This is a genomic window from Pontimicrobium sp. MEBiC01747 (assembly GCF_053601635.1).
This window is the reverse complement of sequence record NZ_JBSHNS010000079.1, coordinates 1-18,418: the sequence shown is the minus strand read 5'-3', so window position 1 is coordinate 18,418 and position 18,418 is coordinate 1. Positions and strand designations below refer to the sequence as shown.

At 32.1% G+C, this 18,418-nt stretch carries 17 protein-coding genes; 8 read left to right on the top strand and 9 right to left on the bottom strand.

Translation table 11 applies throughout. The annotated features are described in order from the left end of the window. The 3 genes from ACVC2P_RS01375 to ACVC2P_RS01365 all read right to left on the bottom strand — a co-directional run. Positions 1 to 351: hypothetical protein (locus ACVC2P_RS01375; protein WP_452596691.1), on the bottom strand; the 351-nt coding region annotated here is incomplete at its 3' end. Positions 352 to 492: 141 nt separating this feature from the next. After that, a complete protein-coding gene (locus tag ACVC2P_RS01370) occupies positions 493 to 1,827 on the bottom strand; it encodes a T9SS type A sorting domain-containing protein (protein WP_452596690.1) in 1,335 nt (444 codons plus the stop codon). Positions 1,828 to 1,934: 107 nt separating this feature from the next. Next, the gene (locus ACVC2P_RS01365; RefSeq protein WP_452596689.1) at positions 1,935 to 2,360 is read right to left on the bottom strand and encodes a GNAT family N-acetyltransferase; all 426 of its coding nucleotides are present in this window, start codon (positions 2,358 to 2,360) and stop codon (positions 1,935 to 1,937) included. Positions 2,361 to 2,414: 54 nt separating this feature from the next. Between ACVC2P_RS01365 and ACVC2P_RS01360 the strand changes: the two genes are divergently transcribed. The 3 genes from ACVC2P_RS01360 to ACVC2P_RS01350 are packed head-to-tail and all read left to right on the top strand — an operon-like array spanning position 2,415 to position 4,921. After that, positions 2,415 to 3,365, top strand: a complete 951-nt coding sequence (locus ACVC2P_RS01360; RefSeq protein ID WP_452596688.1) for a GNAT family N-acetyltransferase — start codon at positions 2,415 to 2,417, stop codon at positions 3,363 to 3,365. A 20-nt stretch (positions 3,366 to 3,385) separates the two neighbouring features. Beyond that, complete coding sequence (locus ACVC2P_RS01355) at positions 3,386 to 4,114, top strand: M15 family metallopeptidase (RefSeq protein ID WP_452596687.1); 729 nt, start codon at positions 3,386 to 3,388, stop codon at positions 4,112 to 4,114. A 33-nt stretch (positions 4,115 to 4,147) separates the two neighbouring features. Further along, positions 4,148 to 4,921 carry a M48 family metalloprotease gene (locus ACVC2P_RS01350; RefSeq protein WP_452596686.1) on the top strand — a complete coding sequence of 258 codons (774 nt, stop codon included), beginning with the start codon at positions 4,148 to 4,150 and terminating at the stop codon, positions 4,919 to 4,921. Positions 4,922 to 4,983: 62 nt separating this feature from the next. On the opposite strand, the gene ACVC2P_RS01345 is transcribed toward ACVC2P_RS01350, so the two are convergent. After that, a complete protein-coding gene (locus ACVC2P_RS01345) occupies positions 4,984 to 5,376 on the bottom strand; it encodes an ankyrin repeat domain-containing protein (RefSeq protein ID WP_452596685.1) in 393 nt (130 codons plus the stop codon). Positions 5,377 to 5,663: 287 nt separating this feature from the next. Here ACVC2P_RS01345 and gpmI point away from each other — a divergent pair, with 287 nt between their 5' ends. The 5 genes from gpmI to ACVC2P_RS01320 all read left to right on the top strand — a co-directional run bounded on the left by gpmI (position 5,664) and on the right by ACVC2P_RS01320 (position 9,480). Beyond that, positions 5,664 to 7,181: a 2,3-bisphosphoglycerate-independent phosphoglycerate mutase gene (gene gpmI / locus ACVC2P_RS01340; protein ID WP_452596684.1), complete on the top strand. Its 1,518-nt coding sequence runs from the start codon at positions 5,664 to 5,666 to the stop codon at positions 7,179 to 7,181. A gap of 72 nt (positions 7,182 to 7,253) precedes the next feature. Continuing rightward, complete coding sequence (locus tag ACVC2P_RS01335) at positions 7,254 to 7,658, top strand: BT0820 family HAD-type phosphatase (RefSeq protein ID WP_452596683.1); 405 nt, start codon at positions 7,254 to 7,256, stop codon at positions 7,656 to 7,658. Between the two features lie 11 nt (positions 7,659 to 7,669). Then, a complete protein-coding gene (map, locus tag ACVC2P_RS01330) occupies positions 7,670 to 8,488 on the top strand; it encodes a type I methionyl aminopeptidase (RefSeq protein WP_452596682.1) in 819 nt (272 codons plus the stop codon). 75 nt (positions 8,489 to 8,563) lie between these two features. Beyond that, positions 8,564 to 8,644 (top strand): hypothetical protein, encoded by an 81-nt coding sequence (locus tag ACVC2P_RS01325; RefSeq protein ID WP_452596692.1) that lies wholly within the window; start codon positions 8,564 to 8,566, stop codon positions 8,642 to 8,644. Between the two features lie 68 nt (positions 8,645 to 8,712). Further along, positions 8,713 to 9,480: a methyltransferase domain-containing protein gene (locus ACVC2P_RS01320; RefSeq protein ID WP_452596681.1), complete on the top strand. Its 768-nt coding sequence runs from the start codon at positions 8,713 to 8,715 to the stop codon at positions 9,478 to 9,480. A 55-nt stretch (positions 9,481 to 9,535) separates the two neighbouring features. Here ACVC2P_RS01320 and ACVC2P_RS01315 read toward each other — a convergent pair whose 3' ends face one another. The 5 genes from ACVC2P_RS01315 to ACVC2P_RS01295 form a co-directional block, all read right to left on the bottom strand. After that, the gene (locus ACVC2P_RS01315) at positions 9,536 to 10,225 is read right to left on the bottom strand and encodes a hypothetical protein (RefSeq protein WP_452596680.1); all 690 of its coding nucleotides are present in this window, start codon (positions 10,223 to 10,225) and stop codon (positions 9,536 to 9,538) included. A 12-nt stretch (positions 10,226 to 10,237) separates the two neighbouring features. Then, positions 10,238 to 10,555 carry a hypothetical protein gene (locus ACVC2P_RS01310; RefSeq protein WP_452596679.1) on the bottom strand — a complete coding sequence of 106 codons (318 nt, stop codon included), beginning with the start codon at positions 10,553 to 10,555 and terminating at the stop codon, positions 10,238 to 10,240. 12 nt (positions 10,556 to 10,567) lie between these two features. Beyond that, a complete protein-coding gene (locus tag ACVC2P_RS01305) occupies positions 10,568 to 11,989 on the bottom strand; it encodes an FG-GAP-like repeat-containing protein (protein ID WP_452596678.1) in 1,422 nt (473 codons plus the stop codon). A 16-nt stretch (positions 11,990 to 12,005) separates the two neighbouring features. After that, positions 12,006 to 12,983 carry a terpene synthase family protein gene (locus ACVC2P_RS01300; RefSeq protein WP_452596677.1) on the bottom strand — a complete coding sequence of 326 codons (978 nt, stop codon included), beginning with the start codon at positions 12,981 to 12,983 and terminating at the stop codon, positions 12,006 to 12,008. Positions 12,984 to 13,162: 179 nt separating this feature from the next. Beyond that, on the bottom strand, positions 13,163 to 18,418 hold a 5,256-nt coding region (locus ACVC2P_RS01295), incomplete at its 5' end, for a choice-of-anchor Q domain-containing protein (RefSeq protein WP_452596676.1).

The following is an 18,418-nucleotide window of genomic DNA, read 5'->3' as shown; positions in this document are numbered from 1 at the left end:
ATATGTTCTTGCTAATACTATATATACTTTACTAACTGTAGCTGTATCTTTTAATGTTTTGTATAACTCTATAGCCTCTTGTAAATTAAGTACTGCTTCATTTTCTCCATAATTGCTATCTTTTCCTAGAGTATAAAGAACGTCTGCTAATAGTTTTTTATCATTAGCTTTAATTGCAATCTCTTTTTTAAGTTTTAAATAATAGTTAATAGTATCTCTATTATTTGTCTTTTCTATAAGTTGAGTTATACTATCTATTTTATGTGTTTGTTTTGTTTGTTTTTCTTGAGAGAACAGTGAACAGCTGTATACTAAAAAGTAAAAGAGTACTATTTTTTTAAGATCTAGCATTGACGTTAAGTTTTTTTGATCTATTATTAATAAGTGGTTATAAAAGTAATGTATGGGTATTTATAAAAAAAAGGTTTGACTAATTAATTAGCCAAACCTTAACTCTAAGATATAATAATTTGATGGGAGATTTCAAATTAACTACCTAATGGTTATTTTCTTGATAATAGCTACATTGTTATCTATACTTATTTTTAATATATATAATCCGGATTGTTTGTTACTTACATCTAACTCCAAATGGTTAGAAAACTCTTTATATATTTTACGGTCTAATAATTGCCCAGTTATGCTATAGAGTTCTAGTGTTGCATTAGTATAGTTGTTATTTCCTAAATTTAACTGAATGTTATCTTTTGCTGGGTTTGGACTTACTTTAATATTACTTTCTACAATTGTCTCTTGCTCTATTCCTAGTGTAGAACCAACCCCCTTAAACCAAGCAAAGTACCCTGGGTTAAAACTACCAACTATTGCATCTATAACGGTATCTCCATCTACATCTCCAAAAGCTATTGAAGAAAATTGACCTGCATCTGCAAGACCTAAATCTCCAGTAAAATTTTGCAAATTATAAGTTCCAAAATCTGGAGTACTAACCGTCCCAATATTTTCTATCCAAGAAAACATACCTCCATCTCTTCCAAAACACATATCGTAATCTCCATCTGCATCAACATCAATAAAGTTTGGCACTGTTGTTAAAACATCTCCATGCGGCCAATTTCTATCTAGAATACCAGTTCCAGCATCCATATCCCATGGGTTTTCTAAATGAAATTTGCGCTCAAAAACTGGAGCAGATTTAGTTCCTGTATTTTTAAAATAGGCAAGCGAGTCGCTTCCCATCGTTACCATATCAAAATCCATATCATTATCTAAATCCACAAAACCAAAACTAGGAAAGTTAGCTACATTTTGGTTGGCAATATCTGAAATGGTTGATGCTACAAAATTAGGAGTCGTTGCAGTCCCCGTGTTCTCGTAATAATGTATATCGTTAAAGTTAGCCCCATTAACATCAACCTTAGACCCATAAAATAAATCGTAATCTCCATCATCATCTATATCTATAAATTGACATTTAGTCTCATTATTTCCACCTGGTGCAAAACCTACAGCATCTAATGTTGGCAATGCCGTTTGCACCCAATTTGGAGCAGTAGGTGTTCCTGTATTTTCAAAATAATATAATCTCCCGCTAGAGTCTTGGCTTCCAGAGACCATATCTAAATCATTGTCTCCATCTAAATCAATAAGTACTGGAGCAGATAACCTTCCAGTAACAGTAGGTAGTACAGCTGTATCTAACCCAGCAGGATTAGGACCTGGAGAAGTAGCTCCAACTGTTGTAAATAATGTAGTTCCATTTGTTGCATGTGCTCCTTGAAACTCCCAAGAGGTATCAGGAAAAACTTGTGCTGACACATATAAAAAATTAGAAAAAAATAATAAATAAAGTAGTTGTTGTTTCATGTTCATGTAGGATTAAGTTAAAGCAAAAGTAACTTGAATAACTCCCAGCAAGAACAACAATGTTCTAAACACAACTAGACATGTTCTAAAAAGTAATTTCTGTAATATTAAAGGGTTTTATAAAAGTGATATCCATAAATCTCGTAACCTTCGTTATAATAAAATTTATGAGAAGGATAATTTTGTACATAAGTATTTAATTCTGAAGTATTACAGCCTTTACTTTTTGCATAATCATATAACCATTTAAAAAATTGCTTTCCTAAACCTTTACCACGATAATTATCATCTATATACACATGGTCTACTTCCATAGATTTGCCAGCATAATGACGTGTTTGAAACCACATACCAGATATACCTATTAAATTACCATCATCAAAAACACCTGCACACTCATAATTTTGAGTCACCATTTCGGCAAAACGTTCTTTTAAAATGGCTTCGCTATTAGCGTTATTAGTTAATTTTTGGATTAATGGTATAATCGAATTAATTTCGGATGGATTAATAATTTTAAACGTAAAAGGCATTTCCGTATATTTTTTAACAAATTTAATTAATTTTGAAGGATAGCTTATTCCTTTATGAAAATCATAACACAAACAAAAAGACTTTATCTTCGTGAATTTTCTCTTGATGACGCCATTCATTTTTACAACATGAATTTAGACGATGCTGTTATAAAATATACTGGTGATAAAGCTTTTTCTTCGGAAGCTGAAGCAAGAGTATTTCTATCTAATTACAACCAATATAAATTACATAATATGGGGCGCTGGGCAGTTTGCAACAAAGCTACACATGAGTTTTTAGGTTGGTGCGGATTAAAATACCACCCAGAGAGCACTATTGATGATACTTTTGTTGAAGTAGGTTATCGTTTTTACAAAAAACATTGGGGCAAAGGTTATGCAACAGAAAGTGCAAAAGCCGCAATACATTATGGCTTTAACACTCTTAAATTAAAAACAATTTATGCCCATGCTCATGTAGATAATTTGGCTTCTCATAAAGTTCTTGAAAAATGTGATTTACAGTTTATACATGAAGATAATTATGATGGTATGCCCGCAAAATTGTATAAAATTGAAGCTCCAAAGATTACTATTAAACAAATTTCATCTACAGAAACATATCCTGTAAGGCATCCTGTTTTAAGATCTGGTCGCCCTATTAAAGACTGCAAATTTAGTGGAGACGATTTAGAATCCACAATACATTTAGGATTATACTTTAACAATAAATTAGCAGGCGTTGCTACTTTTTTAAAACAAGAAAACTCTCTTTTTAACACAACTAACCCCTATCAATTAAGAGGTATGGCTGTACTAAAAACACATCAAGGCAAAAGACTAGGAGAACAGCTAATAACCTATGGAGAAGCTTTACTAAAAAGAAAAAATGCAACCCTTATTTGGTTTAATGCTCGTGAAGTTGCAACTTCTTTTTACAAAAAAAATGGTTATATAATTATTGGGGATTCTTTTAAAATTCCACAGGTTGGAACACATTTTGTAATGTATAAAAACCTATAATCCCTATTACATACAATTCCATGAAACAGTCTACATTACAATACTTCTTAGGTTTATGTTTATTAGCTTTTATTCTAATACCTCAACTAATATTTTCTCAACAGGAATTGTCTACCCAAGAATTAATGGGAAAAGGGTCTCCTAAACTATATGGTAATGGATATAAGCTAAGAAAAGAAGCTCATTTAGCATTTTTAAAATTAAAAGCTGCTGCTTTAAAAGAAGGTATAAATATACAAGTAGTTTCGAGCTATCGTAATTTCGACCATCAAAAACGGATATGGAAACGTAAATATAATCGTTACATAAACCAAGGATTAACAGCGCCACAAAGCATAAAAAAAATAATTGAATACTCTACAATACCAGGAACTTCAAGACATCATTGGGGAACCGATTTAGATATTGTAGATGCCAATGTAAAACAACCCAATACTCTTTTAAACCCTAAACATTTTAATAACTTAGGCCCTTTTTGTAAACTAAAAGAGTGGATGGATGTTAATGCTACAAAATATGGCTTCTATTTAGTATATACTAACCGTGCTAATAGAAAAGGCTTTAAATACGAACCATGGCATTATACTTACAAACCACTTTCGCAATCTTACCTAAAACAATACAAATCTCTAGATATAAAAACCATTCTTAAAAATGATAAACTAGAAGGTAGTAAAGCCTTTACAGATCGTTTTATAAATGATTATATCTCACAAAATATTTTAGACATTAACCCAGAACTTTTGTAAATTGAAAGTTTTAAAGAATTAAACTAACGAATTATGAGAAGAAAAAGTAGAGGATTTAAAGGCAGACTATTAATAGGTGTTGCTGTAGCTGCGTTTTTTTTAATAAAGCATTATAGTAAAATGGAGACCAACCCATATACCAATAAAAGGCAAGCTATTTCTATGACTCCTCAAGAAGAAATTAAAATGGGGTTAGCTAGTATTGGGCAAATGACTCAACAGCATGGCGGTTTACATCCAAATCAAAGCTATCAAACTTTAGTAGACAATGTGGGTAATAAGCTAGTAAACAATAGTATTGCTAAAGACACACCTTACCGATACGATTTTCATTTACTAGCAGACCAAAGAACCATTAATGCATTTGCACTACCAGGAGGGCAAATCTGTATTACTTATGCTTTATTTGCTCAACTAAAAAACGAAGATCAGCTTGCTGGTGTTCTAGGACACGAAATTGGTCATGTTTTAGGGAGACACTCAGCAGAACGTATTGCTAATAGTGAGTTATGGCAAGGTTTAAGTACCGCAGGAAGTGTTGGTGGAGATATGGGAGGCTTAGTGTCCCAAATAGGAAACGGAACATTACTTAAAAATGGTCGTGGCGATGAATTAGAAAGTGATGATCTTGGAGTTAAATTTATGATTAAAGCAGGTTACAACCCTGAAGAAATGATTGGTGTAATGCAAATATTAAAAGCTGCCGCTGGACCTAATAGAGTTCCAGAGTTTCAAAGTTCGCATCCCGATCCAGATAATAGGATAGAGCATATAAGAGAATCTATACAGAAGTATAGTAATAACTAAAAAAAAGCCTTGCAAATTGCAAGGCTTTTTATTTACTATTTCTGTACCGTCCTAATATAAACTTACTTTTTATTTTTTAAAGTATTGTCTATAAGCGCATATGTTGCTTCTGCATTTGTCAATTTAGCATACTGTTTAGCCGTTTTTCCTTTTGCAGAGCGTTTTTTTAAATTTGCGCCTTCTGCTATCAACAACTTTAGTACCTCTACTCTATTGTATTTTGCCGCATACATTGCTGGTGTCATTCCTTTAGACATCTTATTTACGTCTTCTCCTAATTCTATAAGCTTTTTTACAGTGGCAACGTCTCCTTTTACTACAGCTACACAAAATGCACTAACATTATAAGTTGGTTGTGTTTTAAAAGTTGTTGGAGTTGTTTCTGCTGTTGTCATTGCATTTACACTAGTTAAAGAGAATACAAAAGCTGCTGCGATAATGATTGTTTTTTTCATGATGAAAGATTTTAATTAATGATTTTTGTTTTTTGATTATATATAAGAGACGACGATAGTTTTTAAACGTTACGTGTTTTTTTGCAAATAACATTTCTTTAACTATTACTAGCTAATATGTTAACAATAACACAAAATCATATTATTTTTTCCTTTTTAGTAAAAATCTCTCTCTACTTTTATATTTCATAATTAATTAGGCTAAAACGATTTCGTTATTTTATATGCAAAATCACTATAATTTCAGGAGTTTAGTTTTATATCTTTGTTGTCCTAAATATATAGTAATGAACAAAAAAGTCATTTTAATGATACTCGATGGCTGGGGTAAATCTCCAGACCCAAAAGTATCTGCAATAGATAATGCACAAACACCATTTATTGATAGCTTATATACTAAGTACGCGCATGCACAACTTAGAACAGATGGCTTACATGTAGGCTTACCAGAAGGGCAAATGGGAAATAGCGAAGTTGGCCACATGAATTTAGGTGCTGGCCGTATTGTTTATCAAGATTTAGCAAAGATTAATTTAGCAGTAGAGCGTAACACGCTTTATAAAGAACAAGTTTTAATAGACGCATTTAAGTATGCAAAAAACAACAATAAACCTGTTCATTTTTTAGGTTTAGTTAGTAATGGTGGTGTACACTCACATATTAATCATATAAAAGCACTAGTAGATGCTTCTAATAATAGTGGCGTAGAAAAAGCATATATTCATGCTTTTACAGATGGCAGAGATGTAGACCCCAAATCTGGTAAAGCTTTTATTAAAGATTTACAGCAACACATTGAAGGTAAAAATATTGAAATTGCTTCGGTAACCGGACGCTATTACGCTATGGATAGAGACAATCGCTGGGAGCGCGTAAAGTTAGCGTATGATGCTATTGTTAATGGAATAGGAGACTCGTCTTCTAATATATTAGATAGTATTCAACAAAATTACAATAACAATATTACTGATGAGTTTATAAAACCTATTATAAAGTCTAATTCAGAAGGACAACCAACTGCTACACTACAAGAAGGAGATGTTGTCATCTTTTTTAATTTTAGAACAGATCGTGGTCGTGAATTAACGGATGCTTTATCTCAACGAGATTTTGCAGAATATAATATGAAAAAATTAAACTTGTATTATGTAACTATGACTAATTACGATGAGACTTTTAAAGACATCAACGTTATTTTTAATAAAGATAATATTACCGAAACTTTAGGTGAAGTATTAGAGCAGCACAGTAAAACACAAATTAGAATAGCAGAAACCGAAAAATATCCTCATGTTACTTTTTTCTTTTCTGGAGGGAGAGAAACTACATTTGAAGGGGAATCAAGAATACTTAAAAACTCTCCCAAGGTAGCTACTTACGATTTAAAACCAGAAATGAGTGCTTACGAGCTTACGGATGCCTTAGTCCCTGAATTAGAAAAAGGAGATGTAGATTTTGTGTGTTTAAATTTTGCTAATGGAGATATGGTAGGCCATACTGGCTCTATGGAAGCAGCAATAAAAGCGTGTGAAGCTGTAGACAATTGTGTAAACAAAGTTGTTACAACTGCTCTAAATAATGGTTATACCACTTTATTAATTGCAGATCATGGTAACTGTGAAACTATGGTTAACCCAGATGGTTCTCCACACACTGCACACACTACAAACCCTGTTCCTGTTATATTAATAGACAAAGATTTAAACACCATTAAAGATGGTATTTTAGGAGATGTAGCACCTACTATTTTAAAGCTTATTGGTATTCAAAAACCTAAAGCAATGACACAAGAAGCTTTAATTTAATAACTAACACTATTACTGTATTAAAATTACCGTAATAAAAATTGTATTTTTGCATTCTATTTTACTATTTAAATGAATATTTCTAAAGGACTTATAATAGCTGTAGACTTCGATGGCACCATTGTAGAAGATGGTTACCCAGGTATTGGAGACCCAAGATTATTTGCTTTCGAAACATTAAAACGTTTACAGGCAGATGGGCATCGCTTAATATTATGGACTTATCGCCATGGTAAAAAATTAGATGAAGCTGTAGCATTTTGTAAAGCTAATGGCATTGAGTTTTATGCTGTAAACAAAAGTTTTCCAGAAGAGCATTCTGTAGAAGGTGTTAGCCGTAAAATTCATGCAGATTTATTTATAGACGATAGAAATATTGGTGGTATTTTAGGTTGGGGAGAAATATACCAAATGCTAACTAAAGAAACCCCTCAGCTACCAAAACAAAAGAAGAAAAAAGGATTTTTCCGTTTTTAAATAGAAGGTTTATGATAATTGCAAAAACAAGAGAAGAAATAGAGTTAATGAGAGAAGCTGCTTTAGTAGTTTCTAAAACTTTAGGTGAGATTGCTAAAGCTGTTACCCCTGGAATAACCACTTTAGAATTAGATAAACTTGCGGAAGAATGTATTAGAGACCAAGGTGCCATACCTGGTTTTTTAGGGTTGTACGATTTCCCTAATACATTATGTATGAGTCCTAATGCTCAAGTAGTACATGGTATACCCAATAACACGCCTTTGGTTGAAGGCGATATTATTTCTATAGATTGTGGCGCTATTAAACATGGCTTTTATGGAGATCATGCTTATACCTTTCCTGTTGGTGAAATAGATGCAGACACAGAAAAATTATTACAAGTAACTAAAGAATCTCTTTATGTTGGTATTAAAGAGTTAAGAGTAGGCAAACGTGTTGGCGATGTTGGTTATGCTATACAAAAATATTGCGAAGATCATGGTTATGGTGTTGTACGAGAATTAGTCGGTCATGGTTTAGGTCGTGTTATGCACGAAGATCCAGAAATGCCTAACTACGGAAAACGTGGTCGTGGTAAAAAATTTATAGAAGGTATGGTCGTTGCTATAGAGCCTATGATAAATATGGGAACGCAACGTATTAAACACCATAAAGACGGTTGGACTATTACAACTTTAGATGGTAAACCTAGTGCGCATTTTGAACATGATGTTGCTATTTTAGATGGTAAACCAGAATTATTATCTACTTTCGCTTATATATATGACGCCTTAGGTATAAAATCTAACGAAGAGGATGAATTTAGACAGAAAGCTTTAGTACTATAATCAAAAATATTTTCAATACATTATAAAGTAGGCTTTGCCATCTTCAATAAAATTATTTTAGAAATAAAAGCAGTTTTGTATTTACCATCAACTCATGTAAAACAAACTTTAAATTATTTAGTAGCATTCAAAACTACAACTAAGTATTTTAGTTAATTTTGGAGAAAATAGCTTAAAACATAAAAGAATAGGGCTTTAGTTATTAGTGAAAATTCGTAAAATTCGTGTTAAAAAAACTTTTCAAATTCATATTAAATACTATTCCAAGGCCTTTATTAATTAGGTTAAGTTATGTTGCTCGCCCCTTATTAGCTTTTTTTTTAAGAGGAAAACAATTTACAGATCCTATAGATGGTAAAAGTTTTAAAACATTTCTACCATATGGTTATGGCAACCAACGTAACAATGTATTATCTCCTTCTACGCTATCATTAGAACGCCACAGACTATTATGGCTATATTTAAAAAATGAAACTGATTTTTTTTCTGCTAAAAAGAAAGTGCTTCATTTTGCACCAGAACAAGCTTTTTATAAACGATTTAAACAATTAAAACACCTTGATTACACTACTACCGATTTACTATCGCCTTTAGCAGATGTTAAAGCAGACATCTGTAATTTACCTTTTGAAGATAATAGTTATGACATTATTCTTTGTAATCATGTTTTAGAACATATTCCAGATGACACTAAAGCGATGCAGGAATTATATCGTGTACTTAAAGTTGGCGGTATGGGAATTTTTCAAATTCCACAAGATTTAAATCGTGAAATGACTTTCGAGGATGATTCTATTACTGACAAGAAAGAACGTGCTGCAATTTTTGGACAATACGATCATGTTCGTATTTATGGCAGGGATTACTTTGACAAATTACGTGGTATTGGTTTCACTGTTGAAGAGGTTGATTACACCTCAACTCTTAAGGAAAATGATGTAGAAAAGTATTGCTTAGCTAAAGGAGAGATTATACCTGTAGTTTATAAATAAAAAAAGAGAACCCTATATAGAATTCTCCTTCTTAAAAGCGACTATTTTTGAAGTTCTACATACAACTTGTACTATATATCATATTAGAATCTTTTAACCAACCATTATAACCGTTTGTAGCACCAACATCGACTTGTATGCAAGATAAATTTGGATTAATACCCACTTCCATACGCCACATATTGCTATTATTTCCGTTTGCGATATTTATAGTATTTGTCAAGTTATTTTGTTTAGCTTTTAAGTCTATTAGATTTGATAACATACTAACATCTAAACTTTCAATATTGTTATTTTCTACTAGTACTTGCTCTAATAAAGTATTAGTAGAAAGACTTATAGCATCTAACTGATTGTTAAATAGCTGCAAACTCTTTAAATTAATATTATAACTAATATTTACAAGTGTAAGGGTATTATCATTAGCCGTTAAATTACGTAAGGCTGTAAGCTGTTGTAAAGCAGTTTCTGGTAAAGTTTCTATATTTTTATTTCCAATATTTAAAACTGCGACTCTATTATTTTCAACTACAATACCTTCCCAAGTTGATAAATTGGTAGAGCTTATATCCCATGTTAATGTATTACTAGTATTTGCATTATAAATCTCTATTAATGCCTCTCTATCTTTTTGTAATTCAACTGTAGATGATGCATCATTTTGATTTTGCGAATCATCATCATTATTACAATTAGTAAAAAGAATAATTGTAAGGCATAATATTAGGGGTTTTAAAATTCTCATAGGTTTAAAGTTTTAATCTATTAGTTTAGACAGTTTAATTGTTTTACCGCAATGTTTAGATGCTATTTTAAAAATCACGTCTCCTTTTTTGCCTTTATTAGCCCAACGCACTTCTTTCCCTACATTACAAGAAACACTTGTTTTAGAGCCCTTGTTTAAACTTACAAAGCCGCTTCCTGTATGTATAGAGACTTTCTCTTTTGTATCGTTTACTAAAGAAAAACTACTTCCTATAGTTTCAGAATATGGTTGTGTTTCAATGGTAGTTGTTGCTGTTTCCGAAGTAAAACTTACAATAAGTAAGCTTACGGTAATCATTAATAATTTCATAGTTGTTATAATTTAGTGTTTAATAAATTGAAAGGCTTGACTAAGTTTATTTTCTGTTTCAACTTTAAGTATATACAGACCGTCTTGTAAGTTTGAAACATCTATTGTTTTTAATTTTGTTTTGAAAAGGGGCTCTCCTAATAATGAATAAATACTTACTTCTTTAATTACTAAAGAGGTCTTTATGTTTAAAATGGAATTTGTAGGGTTTGGATATAATGCTATGTTTTCTATTACGTTTTCCTCTATAGATAATGTAGCAATATTATTTTTAAAGATTTTGGTAGTGTACATATTTACCCCTGAAATTTGATACGTAAGTACAATATCCATATCTGTATCTCCATCTATATCTCCTACTTGAATTTCTGGTCTAAAATTAACAGTTCCAAAAGGTTGCCCGTTCATTGGGGACAACTGTCCTGTTCCTGAGTTTAAAAAGATATTCATATCTGGAGTTGCACTCATGCATGCCCCCACAATATCAATATCTCCATCATTATCAAAATCTGCAAATTTAACTGTTGAAAACACGGTGTAATTTGCTGCTGGAACTCCAAAGTAAGAAGAGTAATGACCAGCGCCATTATTGCGGTGAGTTGCCATTACTCCTGTAGAACGATTAGAACCTACTTGAACGGCATCTAAATCGCCATCTCCATCTACATCACCTAAATCGAAATCTCCAAAGAAAGCACCTTCTAAACTATCAACGTTTCCAAGGGTAAAGGTTCCTGTTCCTGAATTAAAATATTTATGATAAACTGCTCCATTAAGGTTTTGCCCAATTACAAGTAAGTCTTGGTCTCCATCATTATCTAAATCGGCAAACTCTGTTTTTCCATCCACGGCTTGTAATATCCCTGAAAATAATTGAGAATAAGTATAGTTTCCATCATACCGCCATATTTTTGCAGAGAATTGTGTTGTTAGTCCAGATATGGTCATATCCATATCATTATCCCCATCTACATCTCCAAAAGCAAATTGAAGTGCAGAGTTTACATTATTAAAGTTAGTTGTTATGCCACTTATTTGATGTTTTGTAAAACCACCTGCTCCATTATTTTCATAGATATCATACACTCTATCTATTCCTGTAGTACTTATATTTCTAATAACAAAAACATCTAAATCATTGTCTCCTTCAATATCTACAAATCTTATATTCTCTACTGGGTCATTAATAAACCCATTTTGTTCTTCTATGTAAGTACCAACTCCATTATTTTTAAACAGTCTAGCTGTTGTTCCTCCAGAAATCCCTATTAAATCTAAATCTCCATCATCATCTACATCTCCTAATTGGATTGATTTTAATCCATTTACACCCATAAAAGGTGTGTTTGTTTCTTCTGTGAAATTCTGGCTATATATACTAGAAATTGTAAGGGTAAATGCCAAAATACAATTAATAAATAAAGAGGTTCTCATTAGTTATACTCGTTTGTTATAATTTTAAGTCTTCAAAAATGGCTTCAGAATGTTTATACCGTTTTGTATTAATTTGCCAATGGTAACTGGCCGAGACAACAACATCTAATCCTTGTAAATGTTTTTCTATAATGGATTTATTTGCAGGGTTTAGAAATTGTATTTCTTTTTTAATCTGTAGCATATTCGATTCAAATTCTTCTGATAGTTTATTAACTAGGTTTATAGATTTTAATATTGCTTCTTCTAGCGTATTGGCTTCTCCTGTAGTTAAATATGCATTTATTAAATTATAGTTACTGTGCTTTTCTTTAGCATACGAAAACAAATCGTTAGCCAAGCCACCAATTAGTGCACATGTTTGCTCTAATGGCTCTAAAAGCGGGACTTCTTTTTTTATATGTTCTAGAACATAATTATCATTTACATACTCCATTAGGTCTATTACTGGAATCATACCTGATGTATATAAACGGATTTTTATATAGTCGTTAACTGTTTTGTATACTGGTGCTTTTAATGCATAGTATAAATGTTCTTTAACAGATTTTGTGTATTTAGTAAAAAAACTACTAGGGCTATTTTCTCTTATTGTTTTACTAATGTAAATTATAGCTTGGTATAATTTTTCTAGTTTATCATTTTTACAAATTGTTTCTACTTTTTCTCCTTCCCATAATGCTAAAATAGTTTCTAAATTAGCAGCCTCACCTTTAACTGTATCTTCTCCAAAAAAGTCATCTAAAAAATATAGTGCATCATATGTAACCAAAACATTTACCATTTTTTGTATTGCTCCATTAACATATAAGTAATTAGTCATGGTAGTATGATCTCGGTATAGGGTTTCATCTACAATACCTAGTTGTAATGAGATTTCTTTAGCTTTCTCTAAAATAAGTGTTGCTGCTTTATGTTTAAAGGAGTCTTTTTTAGCAATAGATAAATCTGTAGATAAAAAAGTGGTTTTTGTTATGGATAGTGTATTACTCATCTATAGCGTTTTAAGATATCTACAAAAGAAATGACTTATTTATACTGAGTTTCTCTTTAGTTTCTGAAATACTATTATGGGTTTCTAAAGCAAAAAAATCCCGAAAAAGTTTATACTTTAACGGGATTATAAACAATAATTAAAACCACAAACTACCGTTTAAAAAAATATGTCATTAATTAATTTGCTCCTTCTGGTAACTGTTGTGTAAAAATATAGGTTGCTACTGGAGGTCCACCAAATACAGAGTTAGACGGGTTATTAAATATATTATTTCTAATAGACAACACATCACTTGATGCTCCAGAATAGTAAGTTGCTCCATCCATATTTACATCTGTATCGTAATATCCTAAAGAACCATAGGTTGCTACTGGAGGTCCACCAAATATGGAATTAGCTGGGTCATTAAATACCTGAGCCCTAATTGCTGGCACATCGGACTGTCCTCCTAAGTAATTTAATCTACCATCTCTTCCTGTATCTCCTGCCCACATTCCTGCTAGACCAGAGGGCATACCAAAAGTGGTTTGCGCATCTGTACCAAAGGTAATAGGTGCATTTGCATTAGTAAAATCGACTATAGTTGTTGTTTGGTTTAGCGATACTGTATTTGCTGTCATTATCCCTAAATGATTTCTATGTTTTACAACAACAAAGTAACTTCCATTTGGTACATTAAAGATTACTGGAGACACGCCATCTACTGCTACTACATCTCCATCTCTTTGAATTAATGCTGATTGAGAAGCTACAATTGTTGTATTAGTTGTTGCATCTCTTAACTCTATAAGTACCCAATCTACTATAGCATCATTTCCTGTTACTGCAAAAACAGAACTGTTACAGGTTGCTGCATCTACATATGGAGATGTTGTAGGTATATAGTTATTTGTTCTTAAATCATCTCTCATTATAGAAGCTCCAGATCCTAACATTGCACCTTGTAAAAATGCTTTTGGCATTAGAGAAATTGAGCCTAAAAACTCATAAGCCCCCATATCTACTGTTGTATTAATAATTCTAGAGTTATTAGACAAATCTGTTATTACCGTTACAAAGCTATTATCTCCACTATTTAATCCAGGAGAGCTGGATGATAAAGAATAATCTCCAGTTATTACACTATTAAATAATGGATCTAAACTACTTGTATTTGTTGTATTTGTTATACTTGCATCGTTAAAACCAGCCTGGTCGATAGAATTAAATACTTCTAATGAGTTTCCTGCTAATAGATATAATGGAGAGATTGATTTCGTTATATTCCCACCTACAGTTGTGTTACCCCAAAAAATACTATTAGCTACATCTGTATTTAACGTGCCTGTTAATCCACTATTTGCACTTATAGCAAATGTTGCTCTTGTAGCGTTATTTAATGAATTGTTGGTTCCTTCGTCTATATTATTAACAAAGGTATTGTTTATTACTTTTAAGTTTAAATCTGCTGTATTACCTAACATTCTAACCCAAGCAGCACTTCCACTTAATCCTCTTGCTGTAGATGTATTTAAATCGCCAGCTATATTTCTTTGAAATAAGTTGTTTACTATATTTACATCTATATTAGTATTGTCTCTTGCATAAGTGTAAACTCCTGTTCCCCAACGAGACATATTGTTTTTAATCACGCAGTTTTCAATATTTAATCCTCCTCGTATTCCTGCTGTATTATTAAGATCAAATTCTGCAAATACTGCTGCGCACGCATTTCTACTTACATTATTCTCTATAATACAGTCTTTTACGTCTAATTTATTAACTGTTTTGAACTTAACAATTGCTCCTCCTTGTTCTGATGCATTTAAGTTATTATGTGCGCCACTAATTGTTAAACGCTCTAATAATGCATTTTCTCCATCGAAACCTATAAAGACTACATGATAGCTATTATCTCCATTTCTTGTAGTATTAGAATAGTTGGATATAAAATCGAGAGTATTTACATCGTTATTGTTTAAATCTCCAGATAAAATAGTCTCGTTTGCTCCAAAAATACGATCTGTAGTCTTTATTTCATTACCAGCGAATCCTCCTTTAAGTGATATATCGTTTTTATTAATTAAGAATCTTGCATTTCTATCTCCCGTGCTAGTAGGATAATATGTTCCAGCTGCTATCCATATAGATTCTCCTCCTTGAACTGATGATAGAGCCGTTTGTAAATCGGTATAAGCATTTACCCAAGATGTACCATCGTTTAATCCTGTTGCGTTTAAGTTAACATAAACTGGAGGTGATAAGGTTATAGTTTCCATCTCATAAGTTGTTGGGCTACCCGAACAGTTAGTTCTTATATAGTAATCGTAGGCTGATTCTGGAAGTATGTTTGTTATTGTATAAGTATTTGTTGTAATATTATTAACTACGGTACCATTAGCTATTGGTTCTCCACTTTCAACATACACTAAATCAAAAGGTCCCGAATTATTAAATGGGTGCTGCCATGATAGTGTTGCAGAATTTGTAACTGATGGTATTTTTTCTAATGTAATATTAGATATGTCTCCACAATTTACTGGTAATTCGTAAGCTCCCATATCAATTACACCTCCGGAAACTCTTGAGTTATTTAAAAGATCGGTTGGTTGTGTTGTATAGGTATTATCTCCTGCATTTAGGGCTGGTGAAGTTGGGGATAGTGTATAATCGCCATTAATAGCATCATTAAACATAGGGTTCGATGTTACTGTATTTACTGAACTTGTAATACTACCTTCTACAAAATTTAAAGCATCTAGAGAGTTGTAGACATCTAAACTTAAAATTGGCACTAAATACAAATCTGAAATTGCTCTAACATTAGCATTACTAGCCCCTTTATTATTCCAAAAAATACAATTAGAAACTTCCGCAGTCATCGGACTTGTTATTTGAGTATTTCTACTTATGGCTAATGGAGCTCTAGTATTATTACTTAAATTTTGATTAGTTCCTGTATCTAAATTATCTACATAAGTATTGTTATTTATTTTAAGGGTAACATTAGATCCATTAGCTATAATTCTAAACCATGACGCACTTCCGCTTAACCCTGTAGCTCCTGTATTATTTAGGTTTGCTGCTATATTTTTAGAGAACAAACAGTTTTCTACAACAATATCTACATTAGTATTCCCCCTTACAAAACTATAAATACCACTTGCCCAACGTGACATATTATTACTAAATCGACTATTTGTAATAATTAAATTACCTCTTGCTCCACTAGTATTATTTAACTCATATTCGCAAACAAGACCCGCATTATCATTTCTACTTACATTATCTTTAACAATACAGTTATTTAAGGTTAAGTCGGCAACTGTTTTATCTTTTACAATCGCGCCACCTCGCTCTGTAGCACTTTTATTATTGTGAGCATCCTTTATTGTTAAACCATCTAATAGTAAGTTATTTCCTGTTGCAGAAATTGTAACAATATGGTAACTATTATCTGTATTTCTAGTTGTATTTGAGTAATTGTCTACATAACTAGCTAGGTTAACGTCATTATTAGCTAAGTCTCCCGATAGTATTGTTTCATTAGCTCCATATAAGCGTTGAGATAATTGCAATTCTGTGCCAGCGAATCCTCCATATATTTTAAGGTTTTGTTGCGTAATATTAAAACTTACATCTCTATTTGATGCATGTGGTTTATAAACGCCAGATGCTACCCATATTTCCTCATCATCTTGAGCTACAGATAATGCAGTCTGGAGAGAAGTATATGCATCTACCCAAGAGCTTCCATCATTATTTCCAGTAGCAGTGCTATTAACAAAAATTGGTGTTTTAAATCCTATTGTTTTTTTAACGTATGCTGTTGGTATACCATTACAGTATGTACGAATATAGATGTCGTAAAATGTATTTAAAGTCAACCCTGAAAGGGTATATATTTCATTTGTAATATTAGTTATAGTTGTTCCACTTGCTATAGGCTCTCCCACTAAAGTATATGATAAATCGTATGGTCCAGAATTATTAAATGCGTGATTCCAAGTTATTGTAGTCTCATCTGCTACTAAAGTATTTTCTGTTGATTGTATATTCGAAATTTCACCACAAACTAATACTTTTTCATATACTCCCATATCTACAGTTGTATTAACAATTCGTGGGTTACCAGCTAAATCTTCGGTAAGAGTTACATAAGCATTATCACCACTATCTCTTGCAGGAGAACTCCCTTGAAGTGTAAAATCATTATTTAAATAATCTGAAAACAAGGGATTACTACTACTTGTATTGGTTTGACTAGAGGTATTAACTTTTGAAAAACCGTCTTGAGCTATAGAATTTCTAACATTTAATGTCGTTGCGAAATTAGAATGTCCTTGGTTTAAGGTTCTAACTGCATCTCCGTTAGCATCTTGATTATGATAGAAAATATTATTAACTCCCGTAAAATTATGAGAACAATTTCCACCTCTAGATAGGCCTAATACTCCCCTTTCTGCAGAGGGCTGTGTCCCTATATCTGTATTATTAACAAAAGTACAGTTAGTTACTGTAGATACTATACTACTACTAGTTGTATTTGCTCTTAACCAAGCACCGCTTCCTGTAAATCCTAATGCAGTACCAGAGCGATCTTTTGTTATATTATTATGGAATAAACTATTACTTAAATTTACAGTATAGGCTCCCGATGTTGAGTTTATAGTATATACTCCTCCTGCGTAGGTTACTACATTGTTTCTAAATATTGAGTTTTCAACAAGTAACTGACCTCCTGCCATAAATTTTGCATAAATACCTCCTGCACCAACGGCAACATTGTTTTCGAAAATACTATTTCTTATTGTTAGTTCTAAAACGTTATCTTGTTTTCTAATTCCTCCACCAAAACGGTTATCTCCTGAACTTGCATCTGATTGCCCTCCAGAAACTACGATACCATCTACAATAACTCGTTCTCCTGAAATGGTAATTACATGATAAACATTTTCTCCTCGTCCATTTCCAACAAAATCAACTCCTGTATCGTTACCATTAATATCTCCAGATAGCATTGTTATATTGTTGTAAAAGTTACGTTGATTAATGCTTGTTTCACTTCCTGTAAAACCACCATAAATCTTAACATCATCGTTAACTACTGCAAATGTATTTTCTCTATCTCCTGAATTTGGTTTATAAGTTCCTGTAGCTATCCAAATTTCAGATTTGCTTGGTGCAAAAGCTAATGCATCTGTTAGAGAGTTAAAAGCGTCTCCCCAATTAAGCCCTGTATTTGCTCCAGTTGCATTTTCATTAACATAAACAATTCCTGGAGTAGTAAAACTATAAGGTACTACCGACCATTCTGTTGTATTAGCACACTTTTCCCTAACAAAAACATTATAAGTTGTTAATGATGTTAATCCAGATAAGGGTACAACTCCATTTGTTATATTAGAAATTATTTGTGCATTTGTAAAAGGTTCTCCTTCTGGCAAATAAGC